At 67.0% G+C, this 17,551-nt stretch carries 19 protein-coding genes; 5 read left to right on the top strand and 14 right to left on the bottom strand.

What is annotated here, in order from left to right:
* Positions 1-17: 17 nt before the first annotated feature.
* From ACSQ1W_RS09540 to ACSQ1W_RS09515, 6 genes are all read right to left on the bottom strand, one after another.
* Positions 18-1,175 (bottom strand): flagellin, encoded by a 1,158-nt coding sequence (locus ACSQ1W_RS09540; protein ID WP_192267837.1) that lies wholly within the window; start codon positions 1,173-1,175, stop codon positions 18-20.
* A 187-nt stretch (positions 1,176-1,362) separates the two neighbouring features.
* On the bottom strand, positions 1,363-2,580 hold the full coding sequence (locus tag ACSQ1W_RS09535) for a flagellin (RefSeq protein ID WP_192267839.1): 1,218 nt from the start codon (positions 2,578-2,580) through the stop codon (positions 1,363-1,365).
* Positions 2,581-2,664: 84 nt separating this feature from the next.
* The gene (locus ACSQ1W_RS09530) at positions 2,665-3,867 is read right to left on the bottom strand and encodes a flagellin (protein WP_192267841.1); all 1,203 of its coding nucleotides are present in this window, start codon (positions 3,865-3,867) and stop codon (positions 2,665-2,667) included.
* An 81-nt stretch (positions 3,868-3,948) separates the two neighbouring features.
* Positions 3,949-5,157 (bottom strand): flagellin, encoded by a 1,209-nt coding sequence (locus tag ACSQ1W_RS09525; protein WP_192267843.1) that lies wholly within the window; start codon positions 5,155-5,157, stop codon positions 3,949-3,951.
* Positions 5,158-5,500: 343 nt separating this feature from the next.
* Positions 5,501-6,064 (bottom strand): hypothetical protein, encoded by a 564-nt coding sequence (locus ACSQ1W_RS09520; protein ID WP_436043105.1) that lies wholly within the window; start codon positions 6,062-6,064, stop codon positions 5,501-5,503.
* The gene (locus ACSQ1W_RS09515) at positions 6,048-6,902 is read right to left on the bottom strand and encodes a hypothetical protein (protein ID WP_436043103.1); all 855 of its coding nucleotides are present in this window, start codon (positions 6,900-6,902) and stop codon (positions 6,048-6,050) included. Before ACSQ1W_RS09515 ends, ACSQ1W_RS09520 begins: the two co-directional genes overlap by 17 nt.
* 165 nt (positions 6,903-7,067) lie before the next feature.
* Here ACSQ1W_RS09515 and ACSQ1W_RS09510 point away from each other — a divergent pair, with 165 nt between their 5' ends.
* Positions 7,068-7,478, top strand: a complete 411-nt coding sequence (locus ACSQ1W_RS09510; RefSeq protein WP_192267849.1) for a hypothetical protein — start codon at positions 7,068-7,070, stop codon at positions 7,476-7,478.
* Positions 7,479-7,548: 70 nt separating this feature from the next.
* Here the strand turns inward: ACSQ1W_RS09510 and ACSQ1W_RS09505 are convergent, their stop codons facing one another.
* Complete coding sequence (locus ACSQ1W_RS09505) at positions 7,549-7,956, bottom strand: GFA family protein (protein WP_436043101.1); 408 nt, start codon at positions 7,954-7,956, stop codon at positions 7,549-7,551.
* 88 nt (positions 7,957-8,044) lie between these two features.
* Here ACSQ1W_RS09505 and ACSQ1W_RS09500 point away from each other — a divergent pair, with 88 nt between their 5' ends.
* Positions 8,045-8,998 (top strand): helix-turn-helix transcriptional regulator, encoded by a 954-nt coding sequence (locus ACSQ1W_RS09500; RefSeq protein WP_436043099.1) that lies wholly within the window; start codon positions 8,045-8,047, stop codon positions 8,996-8,998.
* A 140-nt stretch (positions 8,999-9,138) separates the two neighbouring features.
* Here the strand turns inward: ACSQ1W_RS09500 and ACSQ1W_RS09495 are convergent, their stop codons facing one another.
* A complete protein-coding gene (locus ACSQ1W_RS09495; RefSeq protein ID WP_192267855.1) occupies positions 9,139-9,765 on the bottom strand; it encodes a TetR/AcrR family transcriptional regulator in 627 nt (208 codons plus the stop codon).
* The gene (locus ACSQ1W_RS09490) at positions 9,765-10,022 is read right to left on the bottom strand and encodes an acyl-CoA-binding protein (protein WP_436043097.1); all 258 of its coding nucleotides are present in this window, start codon (positions 10,020-10,022) and stop codon (positions 9,765-9,767) included. The genes ACSQ1W_RS09495 and ACSQ1W_RS09490 overlap by 1 nt, the downstream gene beginning before the upstream one ends.
* A 151-nt stretch (positions 10,023-10,173) precedes the next feature.
* Here ACSQ1W_RS09490 and ACSQ1W_RS09485 point away from each other — a divergent pair, with 151 nt between their 5' ends.
* Together ACSQ1W_RS09485 and ACSQ1W_RS09480 are read left to right on the top strand one after the other, a co-directional pair.
* The gene (locus ACSQ1W_RS09485; protein ID WP_436043095.1) at positions 10,174-12,162 is read left to right on the top strand and encodes an SDR family oxidoreductase; all 1,989 of its coding nucleotides are present in this window, start codon (positions 10,174-10,176) and stop codon (positions 12,160-12,162) included.
* A 9-nt stretch (positions 12,163-12,171) separates the two neighbouring features.
* Entirely contained in the window at positions 12,172-12,795 is a 624-nt protein-coding gene (locus ACSQ1W_RS09480) for a hypothetical protein (protein ID WP_436043093.1), read from the top strand.
* A gap of 19 nt (positions 12,796-12,814) precedes the next feature.
* Here the strand turns inward: ACSQ1W_RS09480 and ACSQ1W_RS09475 are convergent, their stop codons facing one another.
* The 4 genes from ACSQ1W_RS09475 to ACSQ1W_RS09460 form a co-directional block, all read right to left on the bottom strand.
* Positions 12,815-13,231, bottom strand: coding sequence for a group II truncated hemoglobin (locus tag ACSQ1W_RS09475; protein ID WP_436043091.1), 417 nt, complete (start codon positions 13,229-13,231; stop codon positions 12,815-12,817).
* Positions 13,232-13,315: 84 nt separating this feature from the next.
* The gene (locus tag ACSQ1W_RS09470) at positions 13,316-14,260 is read right to left on the bottom strand and encodes a restriction endonuclease (protein WP_436043089.1); all 945 of its coding nucleotides are present in this window, start codon (positions 14,258-14,260) and stop codon (positions 13,316-13,318) included.
* A 243-nt stretch (positions 14,261-14,503) separates the two neighbouring features.
* The gene (locus ACSQ1W_RS09465) at positions 14,504-15,067 is read right to left on the bottom strand and encodes a phasin family protein (RefSeq protein ID WP_436043087.1); all 564 of its coding nucleotides are present in this window, start codon (positions 15,065-15,067) and stop codon (positions 14,504-14,506) included.
* A 93-nt stretch (positions 15,068-15,160) separates the two neighbouring features.
* Positions 15,161-16,405: a patatin-like phospholipase family protein gene (locus ACSQ1W_RS09460; RefSeq protein ID WP_192267868.1), complete on the bottom strand. Its 1,245-nt coding sequence runs from the start codon at positions 16,403-16,405 to the stop codon at positions 15,161-15,163.
* 87 nt (positions 16,406-16,492) lie between these two features.
* On the opposite strand from ACSQ1W_RS09460, the gene ACSQ1W_RS09455 reads away from it, so the two are divergent.
* Positions 16,493-17,209 carry an FFLEELY motif protein gene (locus ACSQ1W_RS09455; protein WP_192267870.1) on the top strand — a complete coding sequence of 239 codons (717 nt, stop codon included), beginning with the start codon at positions 16,493-16,495 and terminating at the stop codon, positions 17,207-17,209.
* Here ACSQ1W_RS09455 and ACSQ1W_RS09450 read toward each other — a convergent pair.
* Entirely contained in the window at positions 17,206-17,481 is a 276-nt protein-coding gene (locus tag ACSQ1W_RS09450; RefSeq protein ID WP_062358489.1) for a polyhydroxyalkanoic acid system family protein, read from the bottom strand. The genes ACSQ1W_RS09455 and ACSQ1W_RS09450 overlap by 4 nt on opposite strands.
* Positions 17,482-17,551: the final 70 nt, after the last annotated feature.

Genomic DNA, 17,551 nt, shown 5'->3' with positions numbered 1-17,551 from the left:
GATTCCTGTGAAGCGGTTTAGCGGAGCAGCGACATCACGTTCTGCGGCACCTGGTTGGCCTGGGCCAGCATGGCCGTACCGGCCTGCTGCAGGATCTGGGTGCGGGTCAGTTCGGCGGTTTCCTTGGCGAAGTCGGTATCGCGGATGCGGCTGCGCGAGGCGGCCAGGTTTTCCGAGCTGGTCTGCAGGTTGGCGACCACCGAGGTGAAGCGGTTCTGCACCGCACCCAGGTCGGCACGGGCCGAGTTGACCGACTTCAGCGCTTCGTCGACCACGTCCAGGGCCTGCTGCGCGCCCTTGACCGAGCTGATGTCCAGGCTGGAGATGACGGTGGCGCTGGCGGTCGCGGCGGCGGTCGTGGTCGCGGCCGTCAGGCCGGAGTTGGCCGGCGTGCCGCCGATGACCAGATCCTTGCCCGACTTCACCGACGACAGCGTGACCTGGTCGTTGTTGGTGCCACCGACCGTCGCGTAGACGCCGGTTTCACCCATCTTGGCGTTGATCGCGGTGGACAGGGCCTTGGCGATGTCGGTGCCGGTGGCACCGGCCTTGTACGACACGGTGTCGATCGCGACGGTGTTGATCGTCATGCCGGTGACGCTGCCGTCGGCGGCGGCGGTGGCGATGGCGGTGCCCTGCACGTCGGCGGCGAACTTGACGTTACCCAGCGAGGCGGCCTTGGCGTCGACGACCTTGTCGATGGCGATGGCCTGGCCGGCGTTGGCGCCCACCTGGAACAGCTGGCTGGAGAACGAACCGTCCAGCAGCTTGGTGCCGTTGAACTCGGACTGCTTGGCGACGCGGTCGATTTCGGCGGACAGCTGCTTGACTTCGGCGTTCAGCGCGGCACGGTCGGACGAGGAGTTCGTCGCGTTGGCCGACTGCACCGACAGTTCACGGATGCGCTGCAGGTTGTTGCCGATTTCGGTCAGCGAACCTTCGGCGACCTGGGCCAGCGAGATGCCGTCGTTGGCGTTGCGGACGGCGACGTCCAGGCCGCGGATCTGCGTGCTGAAGCGTTCGGAGATCGCCAGACCGGCGGCGTCGTCCTTCGCGCTGTTGATGCGCAGACCGGACGAGAGGCGCTGGATGGTGGTGGCGAGCGAGGCGCCGCTGGTGCTCAGGTTGCGCTGAGCATTGAGCGACATCGTATTGGTGTTGATGACCTGTGCCATGACGGGGTCCTGGAAAATGGGAGGGTGAAGATGGGGACGTGCGGTTGATGCGGGGAGGAATGCCCGGCGCCCGCCACCAAGCCGGTGGAGGGCGGAAGAAGGAGCAAGCCCTTCTTCCCGGCGTCAATCGGAGGGAGACGAATCCATCCGGGGCGCCTGCGCCAGGCAACGATTCCTGTGAAGCGGTTTAGCGGAGCAGGGACATCACGTTCTGCGGCACCTGGTTGGCCTGGGCCAGCATGGCCGTACCGGCCTGCTGCAGGATCTGGGTGCGGGTCAGTTCGGCGGTTTCCTTGGCGAAGTCGGTGTCGCGGATGCGGCTGCGCGAGGCGGCCAGGTTTTCCGAGCTGGTCTGCAGGTTGGCGACCACCGAGGTGAAACGGTTCTGGATGGCACCCAGGTCGGCGCGCGCGCCGTTGACCGAGTTCAGCGCCTTGTCGACGATCTGCAGCGCACGCTGCGCACCGGCGAAGGTGGAGATGTCCAGGTCGTCCGCGAACTTGGCGTCGCCGGCGGCGATGGCCGTGTTGGTCAGCGTGCCACCCGCCAGCGTGCTGGTGATCTGGTTGCCGACGGCACCTTCCTTCCAGGACGAGAACGTGACGGCGCCCGTCGTGGTGTTGACCTCTGCGGTCAGCCCCGTGTCGGCGGTCTTGGCGTTGACGGCGGCCGCGATGGCGCTGCCCTGCGCGACCTGGCTGGCGACGCCTGCGGCCGCGGCCGTGGCATGCGTGGCACCCGAGGCGGCGACGTCGATCGCATCGAAGCTGACCGTGTTGCCACCGTTGGTCACCGTGAAGGCGGCGATCGTGACGGCATTGTGGCTGTACGGACCGGAGCCGGTCGTACCCGCCGCCGTGGCGGTGAAGCTGGCGGTGGCGAACAGCGAGCCACCCAGCGCATCGGCCTTGGCGTTGACGACCTTGTCGATGGCGATGGCCTGGCCGGCATTGGCGCCGACCTGGAACAGCTGGCTGGAGAACGAACCATCCAGCAGCTTGGTGCCGTTGAAGTCGGACTGCTTGGCGACGCGGTCGATTTCAGCGGTCAGCTGCTTGACTTCGGCATTCAGCGCGGCGCGGTCGGACGAGGAGTTCGTCGCGTTGGCCGACTGCACCGACAGCTCACGGATGCGCTGCAGGTTGTTGCCGATTTCGGTCAGCGAACCTTCGGCGACCTGGGCCAGCGAGATGCCGTCGTTGGCGTTGCGGACCGCGACGTCCAGGCCGCGGATCTGCGTGCTGAAGCGTTCGGAGATGGCCAGACCGGCGGCGTCGTCCTTCGCACTGTTGATGCGCAGGCCCGACGACAGGCGCTGGATGGTGGTGGCCAGGGAGGCGCCGCTGGTGCTCAGGTTGCGCTGAGCATTGAGCGACATCGTATTGGTGTTGATCACTTGTGCCACGGGAGGTTCCTCAAGGCGTTGGGACGGGAAGGGCCGCTGGACCCGGGCGGATGGAGAGAGTCATCCGCCCGGGGAGATCTCCGCTTAGCGGAGCAGCGACATCACGTTCTGCGGCACCTGGTTGGCCTGGGCCAGCATGGCCGTGCCGGCCTGCTGCAGGATCTGGGTGCGGGTCAGTTCGGCGGTTTCCTTGGCGAAGTCGGTATCGCGGATGCGGCTACGCGACGCGGCCAGGTTCTCGGAGCTGGTCTGCAGGTTGGCGACGACCGAGGTGAAGCGGTTCTGCACCGCACCCAGGTCGGCGCGGGCCGAGTTGACCGAGGTCAGCGCCTTGTCGACGATTTCCAGCGCCTGCTGCGCACCCTTGACCGAGCTGATGTCCAGGTTGCTGGCGAACTGCCGGGCGGGCGCCGAGGCGGCGACGGTCGCGGTGTAGGTCTGGCCGATGTCGGCGGCGTTGGTGCCGGTCCAGGTGCCGACGGTGGCGGTGATCGCCTTGAACGAACCGTCCGCGTTGCTGCTGTCCTTGACCGAGGTCAGGGTCAGGCCGGTGGTGCCGTTGACTTCGGCATACACGCCGGTTTCGCCCATCTTGGCGTTGATCGCCGTCGCGACGGCGGTACGCGCCGCCGCGGCCGTTGCCGCACCGTCCGCACCCTGCGTGACCTGCACGGTGTCGATGGCGACGCCGTTGATCTGCAGGCCGGAGATGCTGACGTTGGCGTTCGTGGTCAGGTTGCCCAGCGTCAGTGCATTGCTGTCGAAGCGGGCACCGCCCAGGGCGTTGGCCTTGGCGTCGACGACCTTGTCGATGGCGATGGCCTGGCCCGCGTTGGCGCCGACCTGGAACAACTGGCTGGAGAACGAACCGTCCAGCAGCTTGGTGCCGTTGAACTCGGACTGCTTGGCGACGCGGTCGATTTCGGCGGTCAGCTGCTTGACTTCGGCATTCAGCGCGGCGCGGTCGGACGAGGAGTTCGTCGCGTTGGCCGACTGCACCGACAGCTCACGGATGCGCTGCAGGTTGTTGCCGATTTCGGTCAGCGAACCTTCGGCGACCTGGGCCAGCGAGATGCCGTCGTTGGCGTTGCGGACCGCGACGTCCAGGCCGCGGATCTGCGTGCTGAAGCGTTCGGAGATGGCCAGACCGGCCGCGTCGTCCTTGGCGCTGTTGATGCGGAGACCCGACGACAGACGCTGGATGGTCGTGGCCAGCGAGGCGCCGCTGGTGCTCAGGTTACGCTGAGCATTCAACGACATCGTGTTGGTGTTGATTACCTGTGCCATGAGAGTTTTCCTTAGGCGTGTGTCGCACGGGGGGTGGAGTGGTCAACGCTTCCCGGCCGTGCAACCCGGGACGTCAAAGGCTTAGTTCCTCAGCAGGGACATCACGTTCTGCGGCACCTGGTTGGCCTGGGCCAGCATGGCCGTGCCGGCCTGCTGCAGGATCTGGGTGCGGGTCAGTTCCGCGGTTTCCTTGGCGAAGTCGGTGTCGCGGATGCGGCTGCGCGACGCGGCCAGGTTTTCCGAGCTGGTCTGCAGGTTGGCGACCACCGAGGTGAAGCGGTTCTGGATGGCACCCAGGTCGGCGCGCGCACCGTTGACCGAGGTCAGGGCCTTGTCCACCACTTCCAGGGCGCGCTGCGCGCCGGCGAAGGTGGTGATGTCCAGGGCCTGGACGAACGTGCTGGCCGCTGCGAGGTCGCCACCGTTGGTGCTGGTCTCGGTCAGGCCGAGGTTGGCGGCCGTCGAGATGGTGGCGCCGGTCACGGCGGGGCCGGCGAAGGCGAGGTCGAACGCCTGGCCGCCCTTGATGCCGGTCAGGTTGATGACGCCGGCCTTGACCTCGGCGTAGACGCCGGTCTCGCCCAGCTTGGCGTTCAGCGCGGCGGCCGCGCCCTGGGTGATCGACTGGCCGGCCTTCACTTCGAAGGCGCCGATGTCGACGGTCTTGGTGACGCCGCCGGTGGTCGTGGTGACCTGCAGCTGCGAGAAGGTGGTATCGGCCGTGGCCGCATCCGCGCCAAGCGCGGTTCCGGTGTAGAGGTTGGCGAAGGTCACGCCGCCCAGCGTCTGGGCGCGGGCGTCGACGACCTTGTCGATGGCGATGGCCTGGCCGGCGTTGGCGCCGACCTGGAACAGCTGGCTGGTGAACGAGCCGTCCAGCAGCTTGGTGCCGTTGAAGTCGGCCTGCTTGGCGACACGGTCGATTTCGGCGGTCAGCTGCTTCACTTCGGCGTTCAGCGCGGCACGGTCGGACGCCGAGTTGCTGGCGTTGGACGACTGCACGGCCAACTCGCGGATGCGCTGCAGGTTGTTGCCGATCTCGGTCAGCGAACCCTCGGCGACCTGGGCCAGCGAGATGCCGTCGTTGGCATTGCGCACGGCGACGTCGAGGCCGCGGATCTGGGTGCTGAAGCGTTCGGAAATGGCCAGACCGGCGGCGTCGTCCTTCGCACTGTTGATGCGCAGGCCCGATGACAGGCGCTGGATGGTGGTGGCCAGAGAGGCGCCGCTGGTGCTCAGGTTGCGCTGAGCGTTGAGCGACATCGTGTTCGTGTTGATTACCTGTGCCATGTTCGTCTCCTCTTATTTGGATTCACGGCGTTGAAGGGAAAAAGACGCTGCCGGTTTGTTTTGTTGGGCTAGTCGTCTTCGTGTTGCGAAATGAATAACGGCGCTGCCAAAAAAACCTTTAGGGGGTACGCGAAAAAATGTGTTAGGTCGCGGAAACCCGCATGGAATCGACGTTTTCGCCGAATGCGAAAAGCGTGACGCAGGCCCTAAAGAAGGCCTGGTGGCTGCCGTTAAGGGCGCCCTTGCGGGCGCGGGAATGCACCGGCACGCAGGGACGGCGCATGCGATGGCATGCGTACCCGCGGGGATGAGGAAGGCGTGCGCGGAGCGCGCACGCGGGAGATCACGGCGTGGGCGTGCGCCACGCGTCGGCAGGATCGGCGAGAAGCGAAAGTGCCGGCATCCGGTATTCGCAACCGACGAGCGAGCGCCCTTGCAGTCCGGGATGCTCGCCGGGGTAGACGACCAGCGCATGCGCATCGTCCAGCGCCGCGGACAGCGGTGCGTCCCTGCTTTCTTCCAGCGCACGTTCCAGTTGCGCGCTCGCCTGTTCGATCGGGCTGTCCACCAGCAGCAGGACGCGATTGTCGGTGATGACCACGGCATCGCTGCGATGGCCCCACGCTTCCACGGGCGCGTCGAGCCGGTAGAGATCCATCATCGGCGCGCTGTACTGGCGCTCGGTCTGGATGAACTCCAATGGTCGCTCCCGTCGCAGGCGTTGCAGCAGCGCGGGCAGGTCGGCGGTCGCCGTGCGGCAGGTGAGCGCATCCCGCAGCGTGTCCGTCGGGCCGGTCGCCGGTGCGGGTGGCGGCCCGGCGACCGATTGAGCGGACACCGGGAACGTCGCGCCGGCCAGCCAGAGGGCGGCCAGCACGAGGGGCAGGGCCTTACTCGATCTGCGCATTCGCGTGGGCGGCGTCCAGCGCTTCCATGGCGTCGCGCGGCTTCAGCTTGCCGGCCTTCTCGAAGGAAGACGCGGCCGCGTCCTCCTTCTTGTCGCCATGCAGGAGCAGCAGCACGTTGGCGTACTCGACGTGCGCGATGGGCGAATCGGGCGTCAGCTTGAGCGCGGTCTTGATGTGCGATTCGGCCTCGGCGGCCTTGGCGCCATAGGTCAGGCCGCCGATCATCGCACCGATCTTGTCGATGATCTCGGCGTGGTACAGCGCCAGCGCGGTGTGCGCCTCGGCGTGCTTGGGTTCGCGTTCCAGCGTCGCGTCGAGGGCCGCCCGCACCTTGCCGGCGATGCCCTGCTTGAGCGCTTTGGCGATGCTCAGACCCTGGCTGTAGCGGCCCAGCGCGAACGCGTGGCGGTAATGGCTGTTGGCTTCATCGGGCAGGGCCTTGATCGCGGCCTCGGCCAGCTTCGCAGCCTGCTCGAAGCGCTTGAGTTGCTCGGCTTCGTCGTCCACCAGATAGGTGGCATGGATGCCCATCGCCTTGACGGCGACGGAGGCGCCGATCGGGCCGAGCGCTTCGCCGGCCTCGTAGGCGGCCTGGAAGTCGCCGCGGTGGAAGGCGCGCCACGCATCCTGCAGGCGCTGCGCCAGGTCGGCGGGCTCGATGCCCTTGGCCGCCTTGCCGGCGGCAGCGATCAGCGCCTTGGCGCGTTTCTCGTCGGGGTAGGGCTCCTGATCGCCGGCATGCAGGGCGGGCCAGGCCTTCTTCAACGCATCGCCGGCATAGGCGTAGGCCTTGGCGTCGTGCGGAAACGGGGCCCACTTCGAAGATTTCGCTGCCATCGGTCGTCCCTCCCAAAGTGCGGCGAGCATCGCCGCGAACGCGGTCCGCAGGCAACCCCTACGCAATCCGTCCCGCCAGCGGCCAATAGTGTGATTGCTCGACGCAGGCCGGACAGCATCCCGTCATGGAAGCCGGCCATCGGGGTCGGCATGTGGACAGCCCCCATGGCCGCCAAGAAGACCACCCGCAAGACCCCCGAACCCACCCTCCGCCACGTCTGGCTCGCCGGCCTGGGATTGATCGCCGTCGCCCGTCGCGAGGCCGTGGCTGCCGCGACGGACGCCTCCGATCGCCTGCAGGCTGCACGCAAGCAGGCCGAGACGTTCGCTGGCCAGGCACAGCGCGATGTCCTGGGCCGGCTCGCCGAGGTGCGTGAACAGGGTGAAGCCAGCGTCGAGCGTTTCAGCGCCGATGTAGAAGCCCGTCTCGAGCCCGTGCTGACCAAGCTCGGCCTGAAGAAGCCGGCCCGCAAGGCGGCGCCGCGTGCGCGCAAGAAGCCGGCGGCCAGGAAGACGCGCTCCACGCCGGTTCGCAAGCCGGCGGCGAAGCGGACCGTCCGCCGCAGCCGCGCCTGACGCGTAAGGCGTCGCTCCGCCAAGCAGAACGCCCCGGCATGCCGGGGCGTTCCTGTTAAGGCGTTCCTGATCAGAGATGGCGGGTGACGGCGGGTTCGGAGAACCAGTCGTTGTCGCGCCCATTGGAGTACCGGATCGGAATCTCGGCCAGCGCTGCCGGTTCCACGTCGTCCAGGCAGGCCAGGTTCACCGAGTAATAGCGGCCGCCCAGCACCTCCAGCTCGCCGCGGCCGAACGATTTCACGCCGCAATGCCGGCAGAACAGGTGTTCCACCATCCCGGTGCCGAACGGATAACGGGTCAGCGCATCCTCGCCCTGCTGCAGGCGGAAGGCGTCCGGCTTGACGATGGCGCCCCAGTACCGGGTCTTGGCGCAGATCGAGCAGTTGCAGCGCCCGCTGCCGTGGGTGAGATCGAGGTCCACGTCGTAGCGGACGGCGCCGCAATGGCAGCTTCCACGGTAGGTCTGGACGGTCATCTGGCCTTGCTCCCTGCGGGATGGTGGGCGCCAGTGTCGCGGAGATCGAGGACAGGATCAGTCCTCAATCGGGGCGCATACTGGCCCCATGCTCAGCACCTCCAACCGTCTTCTCCGCCTGCTGTCGTTGATGCAGTCCCGTCGCCACTGGACCGGCGCGGAGCTGAGCCAGCGGCTGGAGGTCGACCGCCGCACGCTCCGCCGCGACGTCGAGCGCCTGCGCGAACTCGGCTATCCGATCGACGCCTCGCCGGGACTGGGCGGGGGCTACCGGCTTGGCTCCGGTTCGGCGATGCCGCCCGTACTGCTGGAGGACGACGAAGCGGTCGCGGTGGCCGTGGCCCTTCGCACGGCGGCGGCCAGCGTGGGACGGATGGAAGACACCGCGCTGCGCCTGCTGTCCAAGCTCGACCAGTGGCTGCCCGCGCGGCTGCGCAAGCGCGCCAGCGCGCTGTATTCGGTCACGCTGTCGCTGGCAGGCGGCGTACCGACGTCCGACGTGGACCTGTTGCTGCGGATCGCTGGCGCGTGCCGTGACGGCTTCCGCCTGCGCATGCACTACCGGGACCGCAGCCAGCGCGCCACCGAACGCCTGATCGAACCGTTGCGGCTGGTGCACACCGGCAGTCGCTGGTACCTGGTGGCCTGGGACCTGAAGCGTGAAGACTGGCGGACGTTCCGTGTGGATCGCGTGCAGTCGCTGCACGATACCGGTATGCAGTTCCCCCCACGCGAGTTTCCGGGTGATGTCGCGGACTACGTGGCCAAGTCGATCACCCAGCCGTTCACCCGCTACCAGATCCGCCTGCGGCTGCCACGCTCCATCGAAGAGCAGGCCACGCGCGTGCCGCCTTGGTGCGGCATCCTCGAAGCTGGCGATGCGCAGCACTGCATGCTCGAACTGGGCGCCGAGTCGATCGATGCGCTGCTGGCGCTCATGGCCCTGATCGGGCCGGACTTCGACATCGTCGACGATCGCGGGCTGTTGCCCGAGCTGCGCGCGGCGTCGGCGCGTTTGAGCGACGCGTTGGCGGTAGCCTGATCGGAAACCGTCCGGGGTGATGTAGAGCGGAGCTTGCTCCGCTGCTTTGGCTTCTGTTGCGTGCCGGACGGCACGCGGCGTCGAGCAAGCTCGACGCTACGAAGAATTCCCGTGGACACAGCGCCACGCGGTACGGCCCCTCATTCCGTATAGGCCTGGGTCAGCGTATTCAGGTGGACGCGCTCGGCGTCGCGCAGGAAAGGCGCCACCAGCATCATCACCTGCACGATGCCCTGACGGATGGCGGCCTGCTCGTCCTTCTCGCCACGCGTGGCGGCGTAGTTCAGCCAGAAGGTGGAGATCACCAGTACGTTGGTGGCGGTGGCGGCGAGTTCCGCCGCCGACGCGCGCATCACGCCGGCATGACCCATGCCGCGCATCACCGCGTGCGCACTGTCGTCGGCGCGTTTGAGGATGCGGGCGAAGCGCAGCCGCAGGCGGCGGTTGCGGCTGAGGATCTCGACCAGGTCGCGGTAGAGGAAGCGGTAGTCCCAGATGCATTCGAACACCAGGTGCAGCTGCAGCCAGATGTCCTCCAGCCCCGGCAGCCGGTCGGTCGGCGGCGTCAGGGCGGCATCCATGCGCTCTTCGTACCGTGCGAAGAGCTGCTCGATGATGTCGTCCTTGTTGCGGAAGTGGTAGTACAGGTTGCCGGGGCTGATCTCCAGCTCGTCGGCGATGTGGTTGGTGGTGACGTGCGGCTCGCCCTGCGTGTTGAACATCGCCAGGGCGGCGTCGAGGATGCGCTGGCGGGTGTCGCGTGCCACTACGCGATGAGCTTCTTCACCAGGTCCACGTACTTCTTCTGCGCGTCTTCCTGCGCCGTGCCCTTCAGCTTCGCCCATGCTTCGTACTTGGCGGTGCCGACGAAGTCGAAGAAACCGGGCTTGTCGCCCTTCACGTCGCCCTCCGATCCCTGCTTGTACAGCCCGTACAGCCGCAGCAGCGTGTCGTTGTCCGGGCGCTCGGTCAGCGTCTGGATGTCCTTGGATGCCTGCTCGAACGAACTCTTCAGATCTGCCATGGATGATCCCTCCCAGTGATCGCAGCCATCTGACCACGGGCGGTGGGGGCGGTCAATCCGTGACGGGATTGTCGAACGTGGGCGGCTCTGGCAAGTTAACCCGCAGGGCGGTCGGAGGGGCTGGCCCACACAATTCGAGGATTGGGTCGTCATGAGCTATTTCGTCACGGGCGCCACGGGATTCATTGGCCGCTACTTGGTCGGCAACCTCCTCAAGCGCAGCGGGACCGTGCACGTGCTGGTCCGCAAGGACTCGCAGAAGAAGTTCGACGCCATCGCCAAGAAAGCCGGCTGGGACATGAAGCGCGTGTCCGTGGTGCATGGCGACATGACCAAGCCCAAGTGCGGGCTGACGCCCGCCCAGTTGCGCGCCCTGAGCGGCAAGGTGAAGCATTTCTTTCATCTGGCCGCCGTGTACGACCTGACCGCGACCCGCGAAGCCCAGCAGGCCGCGAACATCGACGGCACCCAGCACGCGCTCGACCTGGCCGCCGCGCTGAAGGTCGGCTGCTTCCACCACACCAGTTCCATCGCCGCCGCGGGCCTGTATCCGGGCATCTTCCGCGAGGACATGTTTGACGAAGCCGAAGGCCTGGACGATCCCTACCTGCGTACCAAGCACGATTCCGAAGGCCTGGTCCGCAAGGAAACCCGCATCAAGTGGCGCATCTACCGGCCGGGAATGGTGGTGGGCCATTCGAAGACCGGCGAGATCGACAAGATCGACGGACCTTATTATTTCTTCACGCTGATCAAGAAGCTGCGCGAGCTGCTGCCGCAGTGGGTGCCGGTGCTCGGCATCGAGGGCGGCCGCATCAACATCGTGCCGGTGGACTTCGTCGCCGATGCGATGGACCACATCGCGCACAAGCCCAAGCTGGACGGCCACACCTTCCACCTGACCGATCCCGAGCCGATGCGCGTGGGCGAGGTGCTGAACACGTTCTGCCGCGCCGGCCACGCGCCGGAAATGACGATGCGCATCGACGCGCGCATGTTCGCCTTCGTGCCCGGCAGCATCCGCATGGCGGTGGGCAACCTGCCGCCGGTGCGTCGCTTCATCGGCATGCTGCTGCGCGACTTCAAGATCCCGAAGGAAGTACTGAAGTTCATTACCTATCCGACCCGCTTCGACAGCCGCGAGACCGAGCGCGCGTTGAAGGGCAGCGGCATTGCGGTGCCGCGCCTGGACGACTACGCCTGGCGCCTGTGGGACTACTGGGAGCGCCACCTCGATCCGGACCTGTTCATCGATCGCTCGCTGAAGGGCAAGGTCCGCAACAAGGTCGTGGTGATCACGGGCGGCTCGTCGGGCATCGGCCTGTCCACGGCCCAGCGTGTGGCCGAAGCCGGCGCGACCACGATCATTGTGGCGCGTGGCGAAGAGGAGCTGTTCAAGGCCCGCGACGACATGAAGAAAGCGGGCGGCAAGGTGTTTGCCTACACCGCCGACCTGGCCGACATGGCCGACTGCGACCGGCTGGTGAAGACGGTGCTGGACGAGCACGGCCACGTCGACATCCTGATCAACAACGCCGGCCGTTCCATCCGTCGTTCCATCGAGGCCAGCTACGATCGCTTCCATGATTTCGAGCGCACCATGCAGCTGAACTATTTCGGCAGCATCCGCCTGATCATGGGCTTCCTGCCGAAGATGACCGAGCGCCGCAAGGGCCACATCATCAATATCAGTTCGATCGGTGTGCTGGCCAACTCGCCACGCTTCTCGGCGTACGTGGCATCGAAAGCGGCACTGGATGCGTTCAGCCGTTGCGCACAGGGCGAACTGTCGGGCAAGGGCATCAGCTTCACCACCATCAACATGCCGCTGGTGAAGACCCCGATGATCGCGCCGACCAAGATGTACGACAGCGTGCCCACGTTGTCTCCCGAGGAAGCCGCCGACCTGCTGGTCAAGGCCATCATCGAGAAGCCGAGCCGCATCGCGACGCGCCTGGGTATCTTCGCGGCGCTGGTCAATGCGGTGGCACCGAAGGCCTACGAGGTGGTGATGAACACCGCGTTCGAACTGTTCCCGGATTCGGCCGCCGCCAAGGGCGACCGCAAGGCGCTGAAGGAAGCGGCGCCCAGTCAGGAGCAGATCGCGTTTGCCTCGCTGATGCGGGGCGTGCACTGGTAGGGACTTGGGGTGAATGCTCCACGGCCAGGCGCTGTTCTACGCATTGCCGGCAGCCTGGCCATCCTGCTTGTCTTGATCGCATCAGTGCCGTGGCTGCGGGAGTTGAGCGTCTCCGCAAAGGTCGATCGGGACATGCAGGCCGAAAGACAGTTCAATGAAGCGGCGTGGCCCATCGAGACGGCGCTCGGAGCAACCCTGATACCACGGACGGACTTCCAGTGTTCGCAGGGCGAGCTGAAAGTACTGATCGTATCCAGCGGATGTGCGTCCCGGACCGCCCTCCTGATTCAAGCGACGCACGAGGGAAGCGTCTACTACGATGGCCTCGGTGACGCGGGGTACTTCATCGATGGAACATTCAGCCGCAGACACCAGGCCTCCTTGGATGCGGCGACCGTCGAACACCTGAAAGCTGCCGCCAGCCGGCTGGTTGGCCTGGAAAGCGAATCGGAATTCAATTGCGGAATGCCTTGCTTCGAAGGCGGCACAATGGTCTGTGTCGATGGCAAGCGACGTGCTGCCTACTCGGCGGGCTTCGAAAGAAAAGTCGACGTCGGGAGCGAGATCTTCTATCAGTTGCTGTCGGCCGAACCGGGTCGTGATCCTGCTGCGCCGATGGGCATTTGCATCTGAGACGCCGGGTACGCGGTACTCAGCTACCTTCTGCCCATCGCAACGGCACCGCCTGCAGGTTGCGCATATGCAGCGCCAGCGGTTCGATGCGCGACCACATGACCTCGCGCAGTTCCGCGTCTTCGACGGTCTCCGTCATCGCGCCATGGAAGCAGGCCAGCCAGCCGCTGGCTTCCTCCATACCGATCCGGAACGGCAGGTGGCGCGCGCGCAGCATCGGTGAACCGTGCTTCTGCGTGAACAGCGGCGGTCCGCCCAGCCAGCCGCTGAGGAATTCGAACAGCTTCTGCTCGCTACCTTCGAGCGATGCGGGGTGCTGTGCGCGCACGGCAGCCGCTTCGGGCAGCGCGTCCATCAGCGCGTACATGCGCTGCGTCATCCGGCGCAGGCCGGCTTCGCCGCCGATGCGGTCGTAGAGAGTCGGAGCGTCTGTCATCAAGAGTACTTGCGGAAGGATCGCAGGATCATCCGACGGGACGTGCCACGCGCACAGCGACCGAACGTCGCGTCGCGCGTGCGCTCACATCGTCTTGCACTGGCGCCAGCGCACCGGCTCGCTGCTGCCCGGCGGCGGGTTGAGCTGCACGCGGCTGGCGCGTAGGGCCGGGTAGCGCTCCAGTTCCAGGCAGATCCACGGCCAGACTTCCTTCTCGCTGGCCACGCGGTCGATGCTCAGCGTCAGCCTGGTCTGCCAGACACCGCGGGTGATGCCCGGAGTCTTCGACAGCGCCTTCAGCACGTTGGCCATCTGGGCTTCCAGCTCCGCTTCGGTCGGTTCCTGAAAACTTTCCGGGGCCGCCGGAGGCGGTGCAGCGGGCACCTCGGGGGCCACCACAGCCGCAGGTGCCGGCGGAGATGCCGCTTTGTCGCTTGCCGGATGCGTGCCGGACCAGGCAACCATGGCCAGCGCTCCGAGGGTGACGGCACCCAGCCACGAGATGCTGGTATGGCGCTTGGCGCGACTGGAGGCGTAGTGGGTGATCTGGTCGAGCAGCGCGGGCTCGACCAGGTGCCGGACTTCGGGCCACAGGCGGGGGCCGTCGAGCAGCTCGATGCTGGTGCCCTGTGCGGCGTCGCGGCCTTCCTTTTCGACCTTGCCCTCGGTAGCCAGGATGCCGCCCTGGGCGGCGCCGAGCCGGATGCTGGCGGCGAGTTCCTGCACCGGGGCAGCGGCAATGCGGTAGGCCGAGCCATGCTTGCAGGACAGCAGCCAGCGTTCCTCGCCCCGGGCGAGCAGGAAGGTCGATTGCGGTTCGCGCGATTCCTGTTGCTCGGGCACCGCTTCCAGGCCCCGTTCGGCCATCGCCGCGAGGACGAGTTTGGAGAACTCGCGCCAGCGCAGCCCGGACAGCGCGTGCAGGCCGTAGGACATTTCGTCGTGGGGGCGGCGGACCAGCCAGAAGTAAAGGGTGGCGGTGACGCCGCTCACGAGGGTGACGGCCAAGCCGATAAGCCAGATGGACATGTTGCGCGGGCAGCGTTGTTGTTATTAGACCCGCGATTCTACCGGGCCGGCCCTGCGCATGTCTGTGAGGGGCCTGCACCACGCCCGCCGCGGGGCGTGGAAGCGCCCGCCAGTCCGAAGCCGTAAGGGGAGGGGAGCAAACGAACTTCGATGGACTGGCGGGCGGAATGATTGTTACGTCATTCGATGTTGCCGCGCAACAAAAAAATGTTCAGGAATGCGCACGAAACATCATGTGCCGCCTTATGGTGCAGCCTTCTTGCGCGATGCACGCTTGGCGGGCGTTTTCTTAGCGGCCGGTGCCGATTTCTTGACGCTGGCAGACTTGCGCGGACGCGCGGCACGGGCCGGCTTCGTCGCCGGCACGCCGCCCAGCTTGCGCAACTCGGCATTCAGCGCATCGACGCGGTCGATCAGCGTGGACAGATCTTCGCGGCTGGGGACTTCCAGTCGACGCAGCGCGCGGTGCACACGCTCCTCGAACACCTTCTCCAGGCGATCCCATGTATCGGAGGCGCGTTCGCGCGCCTGGCCAACCGTGGTCTCGACGGCATCGCGCATCGCCTGCGCCTTGCCGCCGGCCGCCTTGCGGGTGACATGCTCCAGCGAGAGGCCTTCCTTCACCAGCGTTTCGAACAGCTTGGTGCCCTCGGCCTGGGCGCGCCCGAAAGCACCGACGCCGGCCAGCCAGACCTGCTGTGCGGACTCGCCGAGGCGCTTGGACATCTGCTCGGCCTGCGCCTGCAGGTCTTCGTTCTTGGAAGCGGAAGCGGTCTTCTTCCGTGCGGATTTCTTCAGCGTGGCCATGGCGTTCCGTCGTGGGTGGGTATCGGGAGTGCGTGCAGGTTCGACGCCGCGTCTAGAGTTTTCACACCAGCGGGTGACGCGGCCGTGAGCGGATCAGGAACGCCGTGCCGCCCGGTGCCGCGAAACCAGCTGGTCCACGTCGTCGAGCGCGCGGCGCAGGCGGGCGGTGGTTTCAGTCATGCGCGGGGTCACGTCCAGCCCGTCCAGGATCGAGCGATGGCGATCGTTGACGATGTCCTCGTTGTAGCGGATGCCGTGCGCCGCCAGCATCGGCTTGAGCACGGCGGCGCGCTTGCGCAGGTCGGCCAGCGTGTTGCGGTAGGCCAGCTGGCAGACGCGATGACGGGAGGAAAAGCTGAAGAGGTTGGTGAAGAACAGTTCGCTGTCGTCCGCGTTCGGCTCGAACACCAGCTGGTCGATGTCCGGGTAACGGTGCGGGTACTTCTCCATGCCGATCTGCATGCGCGACTGCAGCAGCGTCCGCAGTGTCTGCGACAGCACCGCGGGCAGGCCGCCACTGGCCAGGCCGACCTGCTCGGCCTGGTCCGCCTGCGGGACGGCCTGGTTGGCGTCGAACGGCACCAGCGGGTTGATGCCGATCATCAGGTCGATGTCGCGGTCCAGCACCGTGCTGGCATGCATCGTGCGGCGCAGCGCGCCGTCGAGGAAATGGCGACCGCCGATCTCCACCGGCGGATACAGGCCGGGCAGGGCGGAGCTGGCCTGTACGGCGCGCGAGATCGGAACGTCGTCCCAGCCTTTCTCGCCGAAGCGCACCGCTTCGCCGCTGTCCAGGTCGACCGCGACCACGAACAGGTCGGCGTCGAGGCTGCGGAAATCGTTGCTGCGGCCGCGCCGGCTGAAGATGTCGCGCAGGAAGCGCTCCACTTCCTCGTTGTCGAAGATGCCGGTCGGCACCAGCCCGCCGAAGCGCAGGAACAGGTCGGACCAGCGCGTGGCGCGGCGCGGGTTGCGCATCAGCCGCGACAGCCAGTCGGCGTACAGGCCGGGCAGGCTGGCCGCCCGCCGCAGGTACTCGCCGACGTTGGGGCGCAGGAAGGTCTCGGGGCGGAACTCGGCGTCGTCGCTGGTGCCGGTGATGAAGATGCGGCACATCTCGGCCGTGCCCATCCGGTTGGCCAGTCCGGCGGCCAGGAAGGCGCCCGAGCTGACCCCCACATAGCAATCCATCCGGGTCAGGTCCAGGCCGTCCAGCGCTTCGTCCAGGGCGCGCAACGCGCCGAGCTCGTACATGCCGCCGATGGGGCCGCCGCCGGCGATGGCCAGCCCGATCTTGCCGTTGTGGCCCCGTTGCCGCGCGCTGTGGATCGAAAGCATGTACTACCCGTGATGACCTTGCCGCCGGAGTGTATCCGACCGGCCTGCGGGTTGCGGCGGCCGCGGCCTGCCCGGATCATCCCCGCCATGGCTCGAGCAAATCCGCTGATCGAGCGCGTCGGCAGGCGCCTGGCCTGGCATCAGGCCGCGCACGACCCGGCGCGCGAACCCCGCAACCGGCTGCGCTGGCTGCCCGAGGTGCGGCGCTGGCAGGCCGCGCGGCTGGAGGACAGCTTCGCGCACTTCCTCAACGACCCGACGCGGCGGGCAGCGGCCATGTTCTTCCTGACCGACGTCTACGGGGACCACGATTTCAGCGGGCGCGATGCCAACGTCGCCAAGGTGATGCCGATGATGCAGCGCCTGCTGCCCGGCGCCGTGCTGGAGACCGTCGCCCATGGCATCGAGCTGGGCGTGCTGACGCATGCGCTGGACATGCGCATGGCCGAGGCGCTGCACCGGATCGCGCCGAACCGTCGCAAGCTCGATGCCGACCTCTATGGCCAGGCTTATCGTGAGGTGGGCCTGTCGCGCCTGCGCCGGCACCAGATCGACCTGATCGCGGAGGTGGGCGTGGGCCTGGCGCGCGCCGTGAAGACCCCGGGCGTGGCCACGCTGCTCAAGCTGTCGCGCGGCCCGGCCAAGGCGACCGGGCTGGGCGAACTGCAGGGCTTCCTGGAGCGCGGTTTCGCCGCCTTCGCGGCGCTGGGTGACGGCAAGGCCTTTGTGCGCGACATCGAACGCGCGGAGCGTGCGGTGTCGCGCCGGCTGTTCTCGGGCGACCCGGATCCGTTCCGCGACTAGTCGAACTTCTCGCTGAGCACCCGGCGGATCTCGGCTTCGATCGGGCCCTTCATCGCCGACAGCAGGAAGCCCAGACTCGCGGTGACACGCAGCTTGTCGGCCAGCAACGCGATCTTGCCGTCCACGCCCGAGCGGCTGAAGTTCAGGGTGTCGCCGTCCCAGCCGTACTCCATGTCGAAGCGCTCGGCCAGTTTCTTCGCGACGCCTTCGATGGCCTTGCGCGCCTGCGCAGGCGTTTTGGAATGCGGGTGCTGGATATCGATGCTGGCCATGCGCGGACTCCTGTGACGTGAACCTATTCTGCGCGGCACCGCAGTGAGATGCCAAGCCGGGGCTGCCGGC

This window comes from Pseudoxanthomonas sp. LjRoot143 (assembly GCF_964252945.1).
Classification (GTDB): domain Bacteria; phylum Pseudomonadota; class Gammaproteobacteria; order Xanthomonadales; family Xanthomonadaceae; genus Pseudoxanthomonas_A.
This window is presented reverse-complemented; position numbering and strand designations above follow the sequence as displayed.